Origin of the sequence: Sulfitobacter sp. 1A13496 (assembly GCF_043557225.1) — a bacterium.
GTDB lineage: Bacteria > Pseudomonadota > Alphaproteobacteria > Rhodobacterales > Rhodobacteraceae > Sulfitobacter > Sulfitobacter faviae.
Map to the genome: position 1 here is coordinate 674,028 of NZ_JBIFFP010000001.1, position 17,360 is coordinate 691,387.

Below are 17,360 nucleotides of genomic sequence, written 5' to 3' on the forward strand. Positions count from 1 at the left end.
ACAAGCGTTCAATAAATCGGGGGGAGAAGCCGTGTTCAACGCAAGTATGCAGTTTGATCTGGGAGAAGACGTCGCGGCCATGCGGGAGATGGTGCACCGCTGGGCGCAGGAGCGCGTCAAGCCGATGGCCGCCGAGATCGACAGCAAGAACGAATTCCCCGCCGAGCTTTGGCAGGAAATGGGTGAGTTGGGCCTTCTGGGCATGACCGTTGAGGAAGAGTTCGGCGGCTCGGGGCTGGGCTATGTCGCCCATACCGTCGCGGTGGAAGAGATTGCCCGGGCCTCGGCTTCGGTCTCACTCTCCTACGGGGCGCATTCCAACCTCTGCGTGAACCAGATCAAGCTCAACGGCACCCCGGAGCAGAAGGCGCAGTTCCTGCCCAAGCTCTGTTCGGGCGAGCATGTCGGTGCGCTGGCCATGTCCGAAGTGGGCGCGGGGAGTGACGTGGTCAGCATGAAGCTGCATGCCGAGAAGCGGAACGACCACTTCCGTCTGAACGGCAACAAGTATTGGATCACCAACGGCCCCGACGCCGAGACGCTGGTGGTCTATGCCAAGACCGACCCGGATGCCGGCTCCAAGGGCATCACCACCTTTTTGATCGAGAAGTCGATGAAGGGATTCTCGACCTCCAAGCATTTCGACAAGCTCGGCATGCGCGGCTCGAACACTGCGGAACTGATTTTCGAGGATTGCGAAGTGCCCTTCGAGAACATTCTCGGCGAAGAGGGCAAGGGCGTGCGCGTGCTGATGTCGGGCCTCGATTACGAGCGCGTCGTGCTGGCGGGCATCGGCCTTGGCATCATGGCCGCCTGTCTCGATGAGATCATGCCCTACATGGCCGAGCGCAAGCAGTTCGGCCAGCGCATCGGGGATTTCCAACTGATGCAGGGCAAGATGGCGGATATGTACACCGCGATGAACTCGGCGCGGGCCTATGTTTACAGCGTGGCGCAGGCTTGTGACCGGGGTGATGTGACCCGTCAGGACGCGGCGGCCTGCTGCCTCTATGCCTCGGAACAAGCGATGGTACAGGCGCATCAGGCGGTGCAGGCGATGGGCGGCGCGGGCTATCTGTCCGACAACCCGGTGGGCCGGATCTTCCGCGACGCCAAGCTGATGGAGATCGGCGCGGGCACTTCGGAAATCCGCCGCATGCTGGTGGGCCGCGAGATGATGGGGGCGATGTGATGCGCATCCTCCTGCCGGCCCTCGCGCTTCTGGCCGGGCCAGTGGCTGCGCAAGAGATCACCTATTCCGATGCCGCCACGGCGGAATGTCTGGCCGGGGCCGAAGAGTTTGCCGATCAGCGCGCCTGTATCGGTCTTTCGGCGAACCTCTGCATGGAAGAGCCGGGGGGCTATTCGACCGTTGGCATGGGCGGGTGCCTTGATCGTGAGCTGACCTTTTGGGACAGCCTGTTGAACGAGAATTACCGCGCCCGCATGGTGCAGTCCAAATCCGCCGATGAGGAGAATGCCCTCTACCAGCCGCATCTGCCTTCGCAGGCCGAGGCGCTGCGTGACATGCAGCGCGCGTGGATTACCTTTCGCGATGCCGCCTGCGATTATGAACGCAGCCAATGGGGCGGTGGCACAGGCGGCGGGCCTGCAACCTTGGCCTGCCTGATGCAGATGACGGGGGAACAGGCGCTGCGTTTGGGGGCGGCCTATTAACCGCATCTCGCTGTGTCGGCCAAACAGGACGGAGGGATCAGGATGGAAAACCTGATAGAACTGGAGACAGAAGGCGGTGTCCTGCACCACTTTCTGCCTTGGCTGATCGAGGGTTTCGAGATCCTCGCCGCGGTCATCGACATCGCGGCCATCATTCTGCTGCTGATCGGGGCGGCACGCTTCCTGACCGGGGTGACGATCGCCGAGATCGCCCAGAAGGGGCCAGAGCGCGTCCGCCGCACCAACCGCGAGCGGATCGAACTGGGGCGCTACATCCTTGCGGGGCTGGAACTCTTCATCGTCTCGGACGTGATCCACACCGCGATCAGCCTGCGTTTTGCGGACCTGCTCTTCTTGCTGATGCTGGTCATCATCCGCTCCATCACCTCCTATTTCCTTGACCGGGAACTGGAGCAACTGAAGAAGGAACTCGGCCGTGACTGACTATTCCGATCTCAAGGCGCTCTACGTCAATTGCTCGCTCAAGAAGACCCCGGGCGACAGCCACACCCAGCTTCTGATGAACGCCAGCGCTGGGATCATGGAGGCGCAGGGCGTGGGTGTCGAACACCTCTACCTGCTGGATCACCAAGTGCCGCCGGGCGTCTATCCGGACATGACCGAGCATGGCTGGGACCGCGATGACTGGCCCGCGATCTGGGAGAAGGTGCTGGCCGCCGACATTCTGATCATCGGCACGCCGCTGTGGCTGGGCGAGGAGAGCAGCACCTGCCGCGTGCTGATCGAGCGGCTCTATGCCATGAGCGGTGAGCTCAATGACAAGGGCCAGTCGGTATTCTACGGCAAAGTCGGCGGCACCGTGGTGACGGGCAACGAGGACGGCATCAAACATGTCGCCATGACCACCGGTTTCGCGATGAACCATCTTGGCTACACGATCCCGCCGCAGGCCGATTGCGGCTGGATTGGCGAGGCCGGGCCGGGGCCGTCTTACGGCGATGAGGTGGACGGCAAGCGCGCGGGCTTCGACAACGAATTCACGCAGCGCAACACCACGATCATGACATGGAACGCCCTGCATCTGGCACGGATGCTGAAGGACGCGGGCGGCTACCCGTGTGAGGGCAACGACCGCAACGCCTGGGACGCGGGCGCGCGGTTCGATTTCGAAAATCCGGAGTACCGAAGCTGATATGAAGAACGAAGGCGACTGGCCCATCTGGCAGGGCAACATGGCGGCGCAATGCCTCGCCCAGCCCGACGATGCACTGGCGATCATCGACCTCACCGGTCCCGCGCGGCGCGATGTGACCACCGGGGAGCTGCATGCAATGGCCGACGGTCTGGCCCGCGCGCTTAAAAGCCAAGTCGCGCGCGGCGACCGGGTGGGCGTGCTGCTCAGCCAGTCGCCGTGGTGTGCGGCGGCGCATCTGGCGATCTGGAAGATCGGCGCAATCTCGGTGCCGCTGTTCAAACTGTTTAAACACGACGCGCTGGCCAGCCGGATCGGTGACGCCGGCTGCGAAATCGTGCTGACCGACGCCGAGGGCGCCGAGCTTCTGGGCGATCTCGCCACCCCGTGGATCGCGGCGGAGGCCGGCGTCGAAGGTGACGCGGTAGGTTTCGCCGAGGTCGGCCCCGAAGATCCCGCCGTGCTGATCTACACCTCCGGCACCACCGGCACGCCGAAAGGCGCGCTGCACGGGCATCGGGTGCTCTCGGGCCATTTGCCGGGCGTTTCGGTCAGTCATGATCATCTGGGAAAAGACGGCGATTGCCTTTGGACGCCCGCGGATTGGGCGTGGATCGGTGGGCTTTTCGACGTGGCGATGCCCGCACTGGCGCTTGGCGTGCCAGTGGTGGCCGCCCGGATGCCCAAGTTCACCGTCGAGGGCTGCGCCGAGGTGATCGCGAAGGGCAAGGTGCGCAACGTGTTCTTCCCGCCGACTGCGCTGCGGATGCTGAAGGCGGCGGATGTCGCGCTGCCGGGCCTGCGCTCGGTCGCCAGCGGCGGCGAGCCTTTGGGGGCTGAGATGCTGGCATGGGGCCGGGAGGCGTTTGGGCTTGAGATCAACGAGTTCTACGGCCAGACCGAATGCAATATGGTGGCTTCGAGCTGCGGCGTCAATTTCCCCGCCCAGCCCGGCTGCATCGGCAAGCCGGTACCGGGGTTCGAGATCGCCGTGCTGGACGCGGACGGCCAGCCTACCGATGCCGAGGGCGACGTGGCGGTGCGCCGTGGGGCGCCTTCGATGATGCTGCGCTACTGGAACCGGCCCGAGGAGACGGCGGCGAAGTTCCACGGCGACTTGCTGCTGACCGGCGACCGCGGCATCTGGGAGGGCGACTATTTGCGCTTCGTGGGACGCGAGGATGACGTGATCACCTCCGCCGGCTACCGCATCGGCCCGGCGGAAATCGAGGATTGCCTGCTCACCCATCCCGCCGTGGCGACCTGCGGCGTGGTCGGCAAGCCCGATGCGCTCCGCACCGAGATCGTGAAGGCCTATGTGGTGCTGAAACCGGGTGCCGTGGTCGAGGCGAAGGAATTGCAGGACTGGGTCAAGGACCGGCTCGCCAGCTATTCCTACCCGCGCGAGATCGCCTTCGTGCAGGACCTGCCCATGACCGTCACCGGCAAGGTGATCCGCAAGGAATTGAAGCGTCTGGCGGCGCGAGAGAATGAGGACGTAACATGAAACTGACATCCCAAGCCCTGCCATCCTCGGATGCCTACAAGGCCAACGAGATGACGCATCTGAAAGCCCTGAGCGAGGTGCGCGAGGCCGCCAAGGCCGCCGCCCTGGGCGGCGGCGAGAAGTCCCGCGCACGGCACGAAAGCCGCGGCAAGATGCTGCCACGTGAGCGGGTGGCGAACCTTCTCGACCCCGGCAGCCCGTTTCTGGAGATCGGCGCCACCGCGGCGCATGGTCTCTACGACGGTGCAGCACCTTGCGCGGGCGTGATCGCGGGCATCGGTCGGGTGCAGGGGCATGAAGTCATGGTGGTCTGTAACGACGCCACCGTGAAGGGCGGCACCTATTACCCGATGACGGTGAAGAAACACCTCCGCGCGCAGGAGATCGCCGAGGCGAACCATCTGCCCTGCATCTATCTGGTGGACTCTGGCGGTGCGAACCTGCCCAACCAAGACGAGGTTTTCCCCGACCGCGACCATTTCGGCGCGATCTTCTACAACCAGGCGCGGATGAGCGCCAAGGGCATCGCCCAGATCGCCGTGGTGATGGGCTCCTGTACCGCTGGCGGTGCTTACGTGCCTGCGATGTCGGACGTTACCATTATCGTGAAAGAGCAGGGCACGATCTTCCTTGCCGGCCCGCCCTTGGTGAAGGCCGCGACGGGCGAGGTGGTCAGCGCCGAAGACCTCGGCGGCGGCGACGTGCATACGCGGCTGTCGGGGGTGGCGGATTACCTTGCCGAAGACGACGCCCATGCACTGGCACTGGCGCGCCGCGCGGTGGGGCAGCTCAACAAGACCAAGCCAAAGACCGTCGATTGGGCCAGCCCCGAAGAGCCCGCCTATGACCCTGCCGAGATGCTGGGCGTCGTGCCTGCCGACCTGCGCACGCCCTATGATATCCGGGAGGTGATCATGCGGCTCGTCGACGGCAGCCGTTTCGACGAGTTCAAGTCCCGCTTCGGCGAGACGCTGGTCTGCGGCTTTGCCCATGTCAAAGGCTGTCCCATCGGCATCATCGCCAACAACGGCGTACTCTTCTCAGAAGCGGCCCAGAAGGGCGCGCATTTCGTGGAGCTTTGCAGCCAGCGCAACATCCCGCTGGTCTTCTTGCAGAACATCACCGGCTTCATGGTGGGCCGTAAATATGAAAACGAAGGCATCGCGCGTCACGGCGCCAAGATGGTGACCGCGGTGGCCACCACCAACGTGCCCAAGATCACCATGCTCGTCGGCGGCTCCTTTGGCGCGGGCAACTACGGCATGTCGGGCCGGGCCTACCGGCCGCGCTTCCTCTGGACATGGCCCAACAGCCGCATCTCCGTGATGGGCGGCGCGCAGGCGGCGGGGGTCTTGGCCACCGTCAAGCGCGACGCCATGGAACGCGCGGGCGAGACATGGACCGAGGAGGAAGAGACCGCCTTCAAACAGCCCACGATCGATATGTTCGAGGAACAGAGCCACCCGCTCTATGCCTCCGCGCGTCTGTGGGACGACGGGATCATCGATCCGCGCAAGAGCCGCGACGTGCTCTACCTGAGCCTGTCGGCCAGTCTGAACGCGCCGATCGAGCCGACGAAATTTGGGTTGTTCCGGATGTGATCGCGATGCGGTACGGGGGCTGCCCCCGGAACGCCCGACATATTTGGAGCCAGAAAGAGATGAAAAGGGTAGGGCATGTTTGACACGATCCTGATTGCGAACCGGGGTGAGATTGCTTGCCGGGTAATGGAAACGGCGCAGGCCATGGGGGTGCGCTGCGTGGCGGTGTACTCGGACGCGGATGCGGGCGCGAAACACGTCGCCATGGCAGATGCCGCGGTGCATATCGGCGGCTCGGCCCCGGCAGAGAGTTACCTCAAGGGCGAGGTGATCATCCAAGCGGCGCTCGATACCGGCGCGCAGGCGATCCACCCGGGCTATGGGTTCTTGAGCGAAAACCCCGATTTCGTGGAGGCGGTGGAGGCCGCGGGGCTGACCTTCATCGGCCCTTCGGCCAAGGCCATTCGCGCCATGGGCCTCAAGGACGCCGCCAAGGCGCTGATGGTCGAGGCGGGCGTGCCCGTCGTGCCGGGCTATCACGGGGCGGATCAGGACGACGCGTTGCTGGCGCGCGAGGCCGAGAAGATCGGCTACCCGGTGTTGATCAAGGCCGTCGCCGGCGGTGGCGGCAAGGGCATGCGGCTGGTCGAGGAGGCCAAAGGCTTTCAGGCGGCACTGGAGTCTGCGCGTTCCGAGGCCAAGACCGCTTTTGGCAACCCGGACGTGCTGGTCGAGAAATTCGTCACCAAGCCGCGCCATATCGAGGTGCAGGTCTTTGGCGACGGCACCCATGCGGTGCATCTGTTCGAGCGCGACTGCTCGCTCCAGCGCCGCCACCAGAAGGTGATCGAGGAAGCGCCCGCGCCGGGCATGACGGAAGAGATGCGCGAGGCCATGGGCCAAGCGGCGGTGCGCGCGGCCGAGGCCATTGGCTATGCCGGAGCGGGGACGGTGGAATTCATCGTCGACGGTTCGGGCGGGCTTTCGACCGACGGGTTCTTCTTCATGGAGATGAACACGCGGCTTCAGGTGGAGCATCCGGTGACCGAACTGGTGACCGGGGTCGATCTGGTGGAATGGCAGTTGCGCGTCGCCGCGGGCGAAGCCCTGCCGAAGCGCCAAGATGAGCTCACGATCAACGGCCACGCCTTCGAGGCGCGGCTTTATGCCGAGGACGTGCCGAAGGGTTTCCTGCCCGCCACCGGGACGCTGACGCATCTGTCCTTCACGCCCCAGACCCGCGCCGACAGCGGCGTGCGGGCGGGCGACACGATCAGCCCCTTTTACGATCCGATGATCGCCAAGGTCATCGTGCACGGGCCCACGCGGGACGTGGCGCTCTCGCGCCTGCGCGCGGCGCTCAAAGGCTGCGAGGTCGGCGGCACGGTCACCAACCTCGCCTTCCTCGGGGCGCTGGCCGAGCACGAGGGGTTTGCCAAGGGCGACGTGGATACGGGCCTGATCGCGCGCGACATCGAGGCCCTGACCGCGCAGCCCGATGTGCCGGGGCGGCATTTCGCTCTGGCCGGGATGGCAGCACTCGGGCTCGACCAGCCACAAGCCGAGGCGGGCTTCAATCTCTGGCGGCCGTTGCGGCATCAGGTGATGCTGGGCCGCGACGGGGAGGAACATCTGCTGAAGGTGCGGGTGCTCTCGGAGGACGTGCAGCTATGGTCCGTGGGCGATCACGAGGTGCGCGCCGAGCGCATCGCGGGCCGTTGGAAAATCGACGGCCATATAGCGCCCCCGGTCTCGGTCGCGGGCGACGTGGTCACGGTGTTTGATGCCTATGGCATCGCCTTTGACGTGATCGACCCGCTGGCCCGCGCCGCCGCCGCCCATGGCGACGGCAATATTGTCGAAGCGCCGATGCCGGGGCTGGTGCGTGCCATCGACGCCGAGGTCGGCCAGAGCGTGGCCAAGGGCGACCGTCTGGCAGTGCTGGAGGCGATGAAGATGGAACATTCGCTGCTCGCCGCGCGCGACGGCGTAGTGGCCGAGGTGTTGGCTCAGGCCGGCGATCAGGTCGAGGCCGGTGCGGCGCTGGTGCGTCTGGAAGCCGAGGAGGGCGCATGATCACGCTGCATCACTGTCCGCAGACCCGCTCGATGCGCACGCTCTGGCTGCTGCACGAGCTCGACGACGTGGAGTTCCAGGTCAAGATGCATGCCTTCGACCGCAGCCTGCGCGATCCGGAATACCTCGTGCTCTCGCCCGCGGGCCGCGTTCCGGCGCTGGAGATCGACGGCGAGCGCATGTTCGAGACCGGGGCGATCACCCAGTACCTCTGCGAGCGCTACAGCCCCGACCGCATGGGCCGCTCGGTCGGCAGCCCGGACCGCATGGCATGGCTGGTCTGGGTGCATTTCGCCGAGACCATCAGCCAGCACACCGCAGCACTCACCCAGCAGCACATCGCCCTGCGCGAGGATCACATGCGCAGCCCCATCGTGATGAAGCTCGAAGCCGCGCGGATCGGCAAGTGCTACGACGCGCTCGAGGCGCGGCTCTCGACGCCGCTGGAGAACCGCGACTACCTGCTGACTTCCGGCTTTTCCGCCGCCGACATCTCGGTCGGGCAAGCGGTCTACATGGCGCGGCATTTCGTGAAATTGGATGACCACCCCTCGGTCGCGGCGTGGTATGAACGGATCACGGAGCGCGACAGCTTCGCGCAGGCGCTGCCCGAGGGAGCCAAGCTCTACGAGAAGGATTTTTACGCGCCATGGCCGGTCGAGTGACCATGGCCCAGTCAGGGAAGGAAAGCGGCCAATGAGCCTTGGACCATGTGAGATTTTCGAGGTCGGCCCGCGCGACGGGCTGCAGAACGAGAAACGCGAGATTCCCGTGGCCGAGAAGGTCGCTTTGGTGAACAAGCTGAGCCAAGCGGGCTTTGCCCGCATCGAATGCGCCAGTTTCGTCAGCCCCAAGTGGGTGCCGCAGATGGCCGGCTCGGGCGAGGTGCTGGGGCAGATCACCCGTGCCGAGGGCGTGCGCTATGCGGCGCTGACGCCCAACATGCGCGGCTATGAAGATGCGCTGGCCGCGAAGGCCGACGAGATCGCCATTTTCGCCTCCGCCTCCGAAGGGTTCAGCCAGAAGAACATCAACGCCAGCATCGACGAGGCTTTCGAGCGTTTCGCCCCCATCCTCGAAGAGGCGCGGCACGTGGACATCCCGGTGCGCGGCTATGTCTCCTGCGTGGTGGAATGCCCCTATGACGGCAAGGTCGATCCCGGCGACGTGGCCCGCGTGGCCGACAAGCTCTTTGCCATGGGCTGCTACGAAATTTCCTTGGGCGACACCATCGGCGCGGGCACGCCCGACAGCATCGCGCGGATGCTGCTTTCGGTGCGCGACGTGGTCCCGGCGGGGCGGCTCGCGGGGCATTACCATGACACCCACGGGCGGGCGATGGCCAATATCGACGCCTCATTGTCGATGGGCCTGCGGGTGTTCGACGCGGCGGTCGGTGGCTTGGGCGGTTGCCCCTATGCGCCGGGGGCGGCGGGCAATGTCGCCACCGAGGCGGTGAATGAACATCTGACGGCGCTTGGCTACGACACCGGCGTCGATCAGGCGGTGGTCGAAGAGGCCGCCGAAATGGCACGGGCAATGAGAGGCTGACATGTACGAGACTTTGACGATCGAAACCGACGCGCGCGGGGTGGCCACGCTCACCCTGAACCGGCCGGAGAAGCACAATGCGATGTCCGCGCAGATGCTGGCCGACCTGACCGCGGCGGCGGGCAAGCTGGCGGAGGATGACGCGGTGCGCGTCGTAGTTTTGACCGGGGCGGGCAAATCCTTCTGTGCGGGCGGCGATCTGGGCTGGATGCGCGACCAGCGCGACATGGATGCCGAGACCCGCTCAGCGGAGGCGGGTAAGCTGGCGACGATGCTGGGCGCGCTCAACGCGCTGCCGAAGCCGGTGATCGGCAAGCTACAGGGCAATGCCTTCGGCGGCGGCGTCGGCATGGCCTCGGTCTGCGACGTGGCCGTGGGCGTCGATACGCTGAAGATGGGGTTCACTGAGACCCGTCTGGGCATCATCCCGGCCACCATCGGGCCCTACGTGCTGGCGCGGATGGGCGAGGGGCGCGCACGGCGGGTCTTCATGTCGGCGCGTCTGTTCGATGCCGCGGAGGCGGTCGATCTGGGGCTGCTGGCCCGCGCCGTTCCGGCGGAAGAGTTGGACGCGGCCGTCGAGGCCGAGGTCGTGCCTTACCTCTCCTGCGCGCCGGGGGCGGTGGCGGCGGCCAAGAAGCTGGCGCAGGACTTGGGTGGAATCGCCACGCCCGAGGCGGTGGAAATGTCCATTGATGCCCTCGCGGCGCGTTGGGAAACCGATGAGGCCGCCGAGGGAATCGGTGCCTTCTTTGACAAGCGCAAAGCCGCTTGGGTGGTCTAGCTCAAGGCTTTGGCGAAATGGCTCTATTGCGGGCTCGTGGGCGGCATTAACCGGGCTTGGCCCGTTGACCCTACCCACGGGCAGAGTTAAACCCGTTCCAAGTTTGTCTGCGCGGGCTTTTGGCCTTTGCCTCATGCCGCGCACCGCGAAAGGAGCATCCCCTTGGACGACATGCTGCGGGAATACCTGCCCATCCTCGTTTTTCTGGCCGTGGCGATTGGCCTTGGCCTTGTGCTGATCCTCGCCGCTGTGGTCGTGGCCGTGCGCAATCCTGACCCGGAGAAGGTCTCGGCCTATGAATGCGGGTTCAACGCATTCGACGATGCGCGGATGAAGTTTGATGTGCGTTTCTATCTGGTTTCGATCCTCTTCATCATCTTCGACCTTGAAATCGCTTTCCTCTTCCCATGGGCCGTGGCCTTCAAAGAGGTGAGCATGGTGGGCTTTTGGTCGATGATGGTGTTCTTGGGCGTGCTGACGGCGGGCTTCGCCTATGAATGGAAGAAGGGAGCGCTGGAATGGCAGTAAAAGATGACGCACTCGTCACCCCGGTGATGGGCGATGGCCACCAAAGCCCACGGGTGAAATCCGGTGCCTCCGCCCCTGCGGCCTACGGTCAATATGGCGCGGGGCCGGACCCTGAGTTCGCCACTCAAAGCCTGAATGCCGAGTTGCAGGACAAGGGTTTCCTGCTGACCTCGACCGAAGACATCATCAACTGGGCGCGCACCGGCAGCTTGCACTGGATGACCTTCGGTTTGGCCTGCTGCGCGGTAGAAATGATGCACAGCTCCATGCCGCGCTATGACCTTGAGCGTTTCGGCACAGCACCACGCGCCTCTCCGCGCCAGTCGGACCTGATGATCGTCGCGGGCACGCTGACCAACAAGATGGCCCCGGCGCTGCGCAAGGTCTATGACCAGATGCCAGAACCGCGCTATGTGATCTCGATGGGGTCCTGCGCGAACGGCGGCGGCTACTACCACTACAGCTACTCGGTCGTGCGCGGCTGTGACCGCATCGTGCCGGTCGATGTCTATGTGCCCGGTTGCCCGCCCACGGCAGAGGCGCTGCTTTATGGTATCCTCCAATTGCAGCGGAAGATCCGCCGCACCGGGACGATCGTGCGCTAAGGCAACCGCCTGCGCCGCAAGCGGGGCAGGCAGAAGGACAAAGCGCCAAAGGCGCGGGACAGTGAGATGGCGTTGATCGGCGCGTGGAAGGAAGATTTGCGATGAGCGAACAACTGCAGGAACTTGGGGCCTATATCGAAGCCAAACGCCCCGATTGCGTGCTCGGATGGGATGTCACCAAGGGTGAGTTGAACATGGATGTGGCGCTGGCCAATGTCGCCGGGCTTGTCGAGTTCCTCAAAGGTGATCCGACCTGCCGCTTCTCGACTTTGGTGGACATTACGGCGGTGGATTATCCGGGCCGGGCCAAGCGTTTCGACGTGGTTTACCACTTCCTGTCGATGTACCAGAACCAGCGCATCCGCCTGCGCGCCGCCGCGCGGGAGAAGGACATGGTGCCCTCGATCACTGGCGTGCACCCCAGTGCCGATTGGTTCGAGCGTGAAGTCTTTGACATGTTCGGCATCCTTTTTTCCGGCCACCCGGACCTGCGCCGTATCCTCACGGACTATGGTTTCCGCGGGCACCCGCTGCGCAAGGATTTTCCGACCACGGGCTATACCGAGGTGCGCTATGACGAAGGCGCCAAACGCGTGGTCTATGAGCCTGTGAGCCTCGTTCAGGAATACCGCCAGTTCGACTTCATGTCGCCATGGGAAGGGGCCGATTACATCCTGCCCGGCGACGACAAGTCGGCACCCGACGGTCATGTGAGCAAGGACGCGAAGTAATGGGCGGGCTTTGGTGGCTGATCCTCTCGGCGCTGACCGCCATTCCGATGGTCAAACTGCTGCCGTTCTTCGGCATCAACAAATACTGGGCGGTGGCCTGTCTGATCCCGCTGGGCACGATTGCCCTGCTGTGGTGGATGGGCATGAAGCTGCAAGAACTGGAGAAACGGTAATGGACGGCGACATTCGCACAAAAGCCTTTGACGACGGGTCGACCGACTTTGAGTCCGGCGAGCAGAAGATTCGCAACTTCAACATCAACTTCGGCCCGCAACACCCTGCCGCACACGGGGTTTTGCGTCTGGTGCTTGAGCTTGACGGTGAGGTGGTAGAGCGTTGCGATCCCCATATCGGCCTGCTGCACCGTGGCACCGAAAAGCTGATGGAAAGCCGCACCTACCTGCAAAACCTGCCGTATTTCGACCGGCTGGATTATGTGGCCCCGATGAACCAAGAACACGCTTGGTGTCTGGCTATCGAAAAGCTGACCGACACGGTGGTGCCGCGCCGTGCCTCGCTGATCCGGGTGCTGTTCTCGGAAATCGGGCGCATTCTGAACCACCTTCTCAACATCACCACGCAGGCGCTGGACGTGGGCGCGCTGACGCCGCCGCTCTGGGGTTTTGAAGAGCGTGAGAGCCTGATGATCTTTTACGAGCGGGCCTGTGGCGCGCGTCTGCACGCGGCGTACTTCCGCCCCGGCGGCGTCCACCAAGACCTGCCGCCCGCGCTGCTGGACGATATGGAAGCCTGGTGCGAACAGTTCCTCAAGAAGTTCATGGTCGACATCGATGAGCTGCTGACCGAGAACCGCATCTTCAAACAGCGCAACGTCGACATCGGCATCGTGACCGAAGAGGACATTCTCAACTACGGCTTCAGCGGTGTGATGGTGCGCGGGTCGGGCTTTGCTTGGGACCTGCGCCGCGCGCAGCCCTATGAATGCTACGATGAATTCGACTTCCAGATTCCCGTGGGCAAGAACGGCGACTGCTTTGACCGCTACCTCTGCCGGATGGAAGAGATGCGCCAGTCGACCTACATCATCCAGCAGGCGATCGAGAAGCTGCGCGCCCCCGAAGGGCAGGGCGATGTGCTGGCCCGGGGCAAGATCACCCCGCCATCGCGCACCGCGATGAAGACCGACATGGAAAGCCTGATCCACCACTTCAAGCTGTACACCGAAGGGTTCCACGTTCCCAAGGGCGAGGTTTACTGCGCCGTCGAAGCGCCCAAGGGCGAGTTTGGCGTCTACCTTGTGGCCGATGGCTCCAACAAACCCTATCGCTCCAAAATCCGCGCGCCGGGCTTCTTGCACTTGCAGGCGATGGACCATGTGGCCAGCGGTCACCAGCTTGCCGATGTGGCCGCGATCATCGGCACCATGGACGTCGTCTTTGGAGAGATTGACCGGTGATGCCGCTGGCGTCACCCCGTTTTGAAGAATTTTACGCCGGGGGCATCATTGGCCTCCGCCTGACCATAGGTTCGAACTAATGCTCCGCCGTCTACACCCTGACCAGCCCGACAGTTTTGCCTTCACGCCCGCCAACCAAGAATGGGCCGAAGCGCAGATCACCAAATACCCCGAAGGCCGTCAGGCCAGCGCGATCATCCCGCTTTTGTGGCGCGCGCAGGAGCAAGAGGGCTGGTTGACCCGCCCCGCGATCGAACATGTCTCGGAGATGCTGGGCATGGCCTATATCCGGGGCCTCGAAGTGGCGACATTTTACTTCATGTTCCAACTGCAACCCGTTGGTTCCGTGGCACATATCCAAGTTTGCGGCACCACCTCCTGCATGATTTGCGGGGCCGAGGATCTGGTCGCCGTCTGCAAAGAGCGTATCGCCGCCAAGCCGCATGAGTTGTCGGCGGACGGACGTTTTTCTTGGGAAGAGGTCGAATGCCTCGGCGCCTGTTCCAACGCCCCCATGGCGCAGATCGGCAAGGACTATTACGAAGACCTGACCACCGCGCGGCTGAACGAAATCCTTGATGAGTTGAGCGAGGGGCGCGTGCCCGTGCCCGGCCCTCAGAACGGGCGCTATGCCTCCGAGCCTCTGGGCGGGTTGACCAGCCTCACGGATCACGAAAGCGGGCGCACGCAGTATAACGCCAGCGCGCAAGCGGCGGTCGATATCGGCGATACGGTCAAGCGCATCGACGGCACCGAGGTGCCGCTGCTGACCCCATGGCAGCGCAAGCCCGACGCGCCGCAGCCTGAAACCGTGGAAGAGGTCGAAGCCGAAGAGCCGCGTCCCGCCGAGGGCGAAAGCGCCGACAAGACCGGTATCACCGAGCAGGAGGCCGAGGCCGCCTCGAAAAGCAAGCCGCGTTCCAAGCGCGACCCCGCGGGTGAAACCGTCGATGCCGCCGAGGCCGAGACCGACACCCCCGCGACGCCCGGCCAAAAGCCTGCGCAGTTGGACAGCCCGCGCGAAAGCGGTGCGGACGATCTGAAAAAGATCAAAGGCGTCGGTCCGAAGCTGGAGCAGATGCTCAACGGCATGGGTTTCTACCACTTTGATCAGATCGCCCAATGGGGCCCTGAGGAGGTCGCTTGGGTCGACCAGAACCTCGAAGGGTTCAAAGGCCGCGTCAGCCGCGACAATTGGGTAGAGCAGGCCGCTCGCCTCGCAGAAGAATAAGACGGAGATTAACAACGGGCCAAGGACGGCACCCACACCACCCCGCAGAGCCATAAGCCGCATCGCCCGCATCAAGGGAGAGAAGGACAGTCATGACGGATATTTCGGAACGAGAAGCCTGCACCAAGCGCTGCTGGTGGCTGGGTGCCGGTGTCGGTTTGCTCGTGGCATTCCTGTTGCTGGCTTTCGGCATCTGGGGTCTGTTGATGTCTATTTTGGCCGGTGTGCTGGTGGCGGTGATTGTGGGCTATCTGGCGATGGCCCTGCTGTGCAAAGACGTGCCAGCCGCCGCACCGCAAGACAACACCCGCAGCGCGGCGGCAGCATCGGTTGCGGCAGCGCCGACAGCATCGGACAGCGTCTCGCCAGCGGTGGGCACGGTCCCTGCCGGTGACGCAGGCATCGGGGCCGCGCGAAAGGCCAGCGCGCCGGTTGAGCCTGTGGCAGAGACATCGCCGATTGCGCCGGTGGCCGATACGGCTGCCGTTGAGGCCGCGCCGGATGATGTTGCCGAGGTCGATGTGGCGGGCGAGGAAGAACCCGCCGGAACCTCCGAGGAAAGAACGCCGACGCCGCCCGTGGCCGACACAGCCGCCGTAGAAGCCGCTCCGGAACAGGTTGTCGAAGCCGAAGAAGCGCCCGCAGTGGTGACCACCCCGGAAGAGACCGTCGAGACCGCGCCCAAGGGGGCGACAGGTGGCGCATCGACTGATGGAAAACCCGCGCTGCTGGATGCACCCCGCGCGGGTGGGGCGGATGACCTTAAGCGCATTAGTGGCATCGGGCCGAAGTTGGAACAGACGCTGAATGAACTGGGCATCTTCCATTTCGACCAGATCGCGGCCCTTGAGGGGGAGGAGATCGACTGGGTCGATTCCCGTCTGCGTTTTAAGGGCCGTATCCGGCGCGACGATTGGATCGGTCAGGCCAAGGCACTTGCCAGTGACGGCAAAGCCGAGGGCTGATCGGGGTAAGAGAGAGACATGAGCGAAGCCGAAGACAGAGCGCTTGCCCGCAAGGGCCGCACCGCAGGGCTGGTCATTGCCGTGACCATGTGCTTGTGGCTGGCCATGCAATGGGCGGGCCCGGCGCTTGGCCTGCCGGGGCGTTATGCGCTGCTCTTCGACTTTGCTGCACTGGCCGCGCTTTTCTGGGCGATGGTCGTGATATATCAAATGTGGCAGGCCCGCCGGGCCAGCCGTGAGAACCAAAGGTAGGCATCATGCTTCAGGACAAAGACCGCATTTTTACCAACATCTACGGCATGCATGACCGCACCCTGAAAGGCGCGCAGGCGCGCGGCCATTGGGATGGGACTGCCGGGATCATTCAAAAGGGGCGCGATTGGATCGTCGACCAGATGAAAGCCTCTGGCCTGCGGGGCCGGGGTGGGGCGGGCTTCCCGACGGGGCTTAAGTGGTCCTTCATGCCGAAGGAAAGCGATGGCCGCCCGGCATACCTTGTGGTCAACGCCGACGAATCCGAGCCGGGCACCTGCAAAGACCGCGAGATCATGCGCCACGATCCGCATACGTTGATCGAAGGCTGCCTGATCGCCTCTTTCGCGATGAACGCGCATACCTGCTACATCTACCTGCGCGGCGAGTATATCCGCGAGCGCGAAGCCCTGCAGGCCGCGATTGATGAGGCCTATGAGGCCGGTCTGGTGGGCAAGAACGCCAGCAAATCGGGCTGGGATTTCGATATCTACCTGCACCACGGGGCAGGAGCCTATATCTGCGGCGAAGAAACCGCGCTGCTGGAAAGCCTCGAAGGCAAGAAGGGCATGCCCCGGATGAAACCGCCGTTCCCGGCGGGTGCAGGCCTCTACGGTTGCCCGACCACGGTGAACAACGTCGAATCCATCGCCGTGGTGCCGACCATTCTGCGCCGTGGACCTGAGTGGTTCGCGGGCTTTGGCCGCGCCAATAACGCGGGCACCAAGCTCTTTGCGATCTCGGGTCACGTCAACAACCCCTGTGTCGTTGAAGAGGCGATGTCGATCTCCTTTGAAGAGCTGATCGAGACCCATTGCGGCGGCATCCGCGGCGGCTGGGACAACCTCAAGGCGGTGATCCCCGGCGGGTCGTCGGTGCCGCTGATCCCCGGCAAGGATATGCGCGACGCGATCATGGACTTCGACTACCTGCGTGAGCAGCGTTCGGGCCTCGGCACCGCGGCGGTGATCGTGATGGACAACTCCACCGACGTGATCAAAGCGATCTGGCGGCTGTCGAAGTTCTACAAGCACGAAAGCTGCGGCCAGTGCACGCCCTGCCGCGAAGGCACCGGCTGGATGATGCGGGTGATGGACCGTCTGGTCTCGGGTGATGCCGAGCCGGAAGAGATCGACATGCTGCTCGACGTGACCAAACAGGTCGAAGGCCACACGATCTGCGCGCTTGGCGATGCGGCGGCTTGGCCAATCCAAGGTCTGATCCGGCACTTCCGCGATGAGATCGAAGATCGGATCAAACACAAGCGCACGGGCCGCGTCAGCGCGGTCGCGGCGGAGTGAAACCCTGTGCAGCGTCGGGCCTCACCGGCTTGACGCTTGAC

19 protein-coding genes are annotated in these 17,360 nt (G+C 64.1%); all 19 read left to right on the top strand.

Annotated elements, in window-relative coordinates; genetic code table 11:
• Positions 1–31: 31 nt before the first annotated feature.
• The gene (locus ACGYLX_RS03265) at positions 32–1,192 is read left to right on the top strand and encodes an isovaleryl-CoA dehydrogenase (RefSeq protein ID WP_394447282.1); all 1,161 of its coding nucleotides are present in this window, start codon (positions 32–34) and stop codon (positions 1,190–1,192) included.
• A complete protein-coding gene (locus ACGYLX_RS03270; RefSeq protein WP_394447284.1) occupies positions 1,192–1,677 on the top strand; it encodes a lysozyme inhibitor LprI family protein in 486 nt (161 codons plus the stop codon). The genes ACGYLX_RS03265 and ACGYLX_RS03270 overlap by 1 nt, the downstream gene beginning before the upstream one ends.
• 42 nt (positions 1,678–1,719) lie before the next feature.
• Positions 1,720–2,121, top strand: coding sequence for a DUF1622 domain-containing protein (locus ACGYLX_RS03275; protein WP_209217992.1), 402 nt, complete (start codon positions 1,720–1,722; stop codon positions 2,119–2,121).
• Entirely contained in the window at positions 2,114–2,830 is a 717-nt protein-coding gene (locus tag ACGYLX_RS03280) for a flavodoxin family protein (protein WP_394447286.1), read from the top strand. The genes ACGYLX_RS03275 and ACGYLX_RS03280 overlap by 8 nt, the downstream gene beginning before the upstream one ends.
• Before the next feature lies 1 nt (position 2,831).
• Positions 2,832–4,337, top strand: coding sequence for an AMP-binding protein (locus ACGYLX_RS03285; protein ID WP_394447287.1), 1,506 nt, complete (start codon positions 2,832–2,834; stop codon positions 4,335–4,337).
• Positions 4,334–5,938, top strand: coding sequence for a carboxyl transferase domain-containing protein (locus ACGYLX_RS03290; RefSeq protein ID WP_168613470.1), 1,605 nt, complete (start codon positions 4,334–4,336; stop codon positions 5,936–5,938). The genes ACGYLX_RS03285 and ACGYLX_RS03290 overlap by 4 nt, the downstream gene beginning before the upstream one ends.
• Before the next feature lie 75 nt (positions 5,939–6,013).
• The gene (locus ACGYLX_RS03295) at positions 6,014–7,954 is read left to right on the top strand and encodes an acetyl/propionyl/methylcrotonyl-CoA carboxylase subunit alpha (protein ID WP_394447289.1); all 1,941 of its coding nucleotides are present in this window, start codon (positions 6,014–6,016) and stop codon (positions 7,952–7,954) included.
• Positions 7,951–8,619 carry a glutathione S-transferase family protein gene (locus tag ACGYLX_RS03300; protein ID WP_394447291.1) on the top strand — a complete coding sequence of 223 codons (669 nt, stop codon included), beginning with the start codon at positions 7,951–7,953 and terminating at the stop codon, positions 8,617–8,619. Before ACGYLX_RS03295 ends, ACGYLX_RS03300 begins: the two co-directional genes overlap by 4 nt.
• Before the next feature lie 31 nt (positions 8,620–8,650).
• Positions 8,651–9,505: a hydroxymethylglutaryl-CoA lyase gene (locus tag ACGYLX_RS03305; RefSeq protein WP_394447293.1), complete on the top strand. Its 855-nt coding sequence runs from the start codon at positions 8,651–8,653 to the stop codon at positions 9,503–9,505.
• 1 nt (position 9,506) lies between these two features.
• Positions 9,507–10,289, top strand: coding sequence for a crotonase/enoyl-CoA hydratase family protein (locus ACGYLX_RS03310; RefSeq protein ID WP_271693441.1), 783 nt, complete (start codon positions 9,507–9,509; stop codon positions 10,287–10,289).
• Positions 10,290–10,451: 162 nt separating this feature from the next.
• Positions 10,452–10,817 (top strand): NADH-quinone oxidoreductase subunit A, encoded by a 366-nt coding sequence (locus ACGYLX_RS03315; protein WP_067263411.1) that lies wholly within the window; start codon positions 10,452–10,454, stop codon positions 10,815–10,817.
• Entirely contained in the window at positions 10,808–11,422 is a 615-nt protein-coding gene (locus ACGYLX_RS03320; RefSeq protein WP_231886322.1) for an NADH-quinone oxidoreductase subunit B family protein, read from the top strand. The genes ACGYLX_RS03315 and ACGYLX_RS03320 overlap by 10 nt, the downstream gene beginning before the upstream one ends.
• Before the next feature lie 101 nt (positions 11,423–11,523).
• A complete protein-coding gene (locus ACGYLX_RS03325; protein ID WP_136720172.1) occupies positions 11,524–12,153 on the top strand; it encodes an NADH-quinone oxidoreductase subunit C in 630 nt (209 codons plus the stop codon).
• Positions 12,153–12,326: a hypothetical protein gene (locus tag ACGYLX_RS03330; RefSeq protein ID WP_169306047.1), complete on the top strand. Its 174-nt coding sequence runs from the start codon at positions 12,153–12,155 to the stop codon at positions 12,324–12,326. The genes ACGYLX_RS03325 and ACGYLX_RS03330 overlap by 1 nt, the downstream gene beginning before the upstream one ends.
• On the top strand, positions 12,326–13,570 hold the full coding sequence (locus tag ACGYLX_RS03335) for an NADH-quinone oxidoreductase subunit D (RefSeq protein WP_394447295.1): 1,245 nt from the start codon (positions 12,326–12,328) through the stop codon (positions 13,568–13,570). The genes ACGYLX_RS03330 and ACGYLX_RS03335 overlap by 1 nt, the downstream gene beginning before the upstream one ends.
• Positions 13,571–13,649: 79 nt before the next feature.
• Positions 13,650–14,801 (top strand): NADH-quinone oxidoreductase subunit E, encoded by a 1,152-nt coding sequence (locus ACGYLX_RS03340; RefSeq protein WP_394447297.1) that lies wholly within the window; start codon positions 13,650–13,652, stop codon positions 14,799–14,801.
• Positions 14,802–14,893: 92 nt separating this feature from the next.
• On the top strand, positions 14,894–15,766 hold the full coding sequence (locus ACGYLX_RS03345) for a hypothetical protein (protein ID WP_394447299.1): 873 nt from the start codon (positions 14,894–14,896) through the stop codon (positions 15,764–15,766).
• An 18-nt stretch (positions 15,767–15,784) separates the two neighbouring features.
• Complete coding sequence (locus ACGYLX_RS03350; RefSeq protein WP_067263425.1) at positions 15,785–16,018, top strand: DUF5337 domain-containing protein; 234 nt, start codon at positions 15,785–15,787, stop codon at positions 16,016–16,018.
• Between the two features lie 5 nt (positions 16,019–16,023).
• Complete coding sequence (nuoF, locus tag ACGYLX_RS03355) at positions 16,024–17,319, top strand: NADH-quinone oxidoreductase subunit NuoF (protein ID WP_209218008.1); 1,296 nt, start codon at positions 16,024–16,026, stop codon at positions 17,317–17,319.
• The last annotated feature ends 41 nt before the right edge of the window (positions 17,320–17,360 follow it).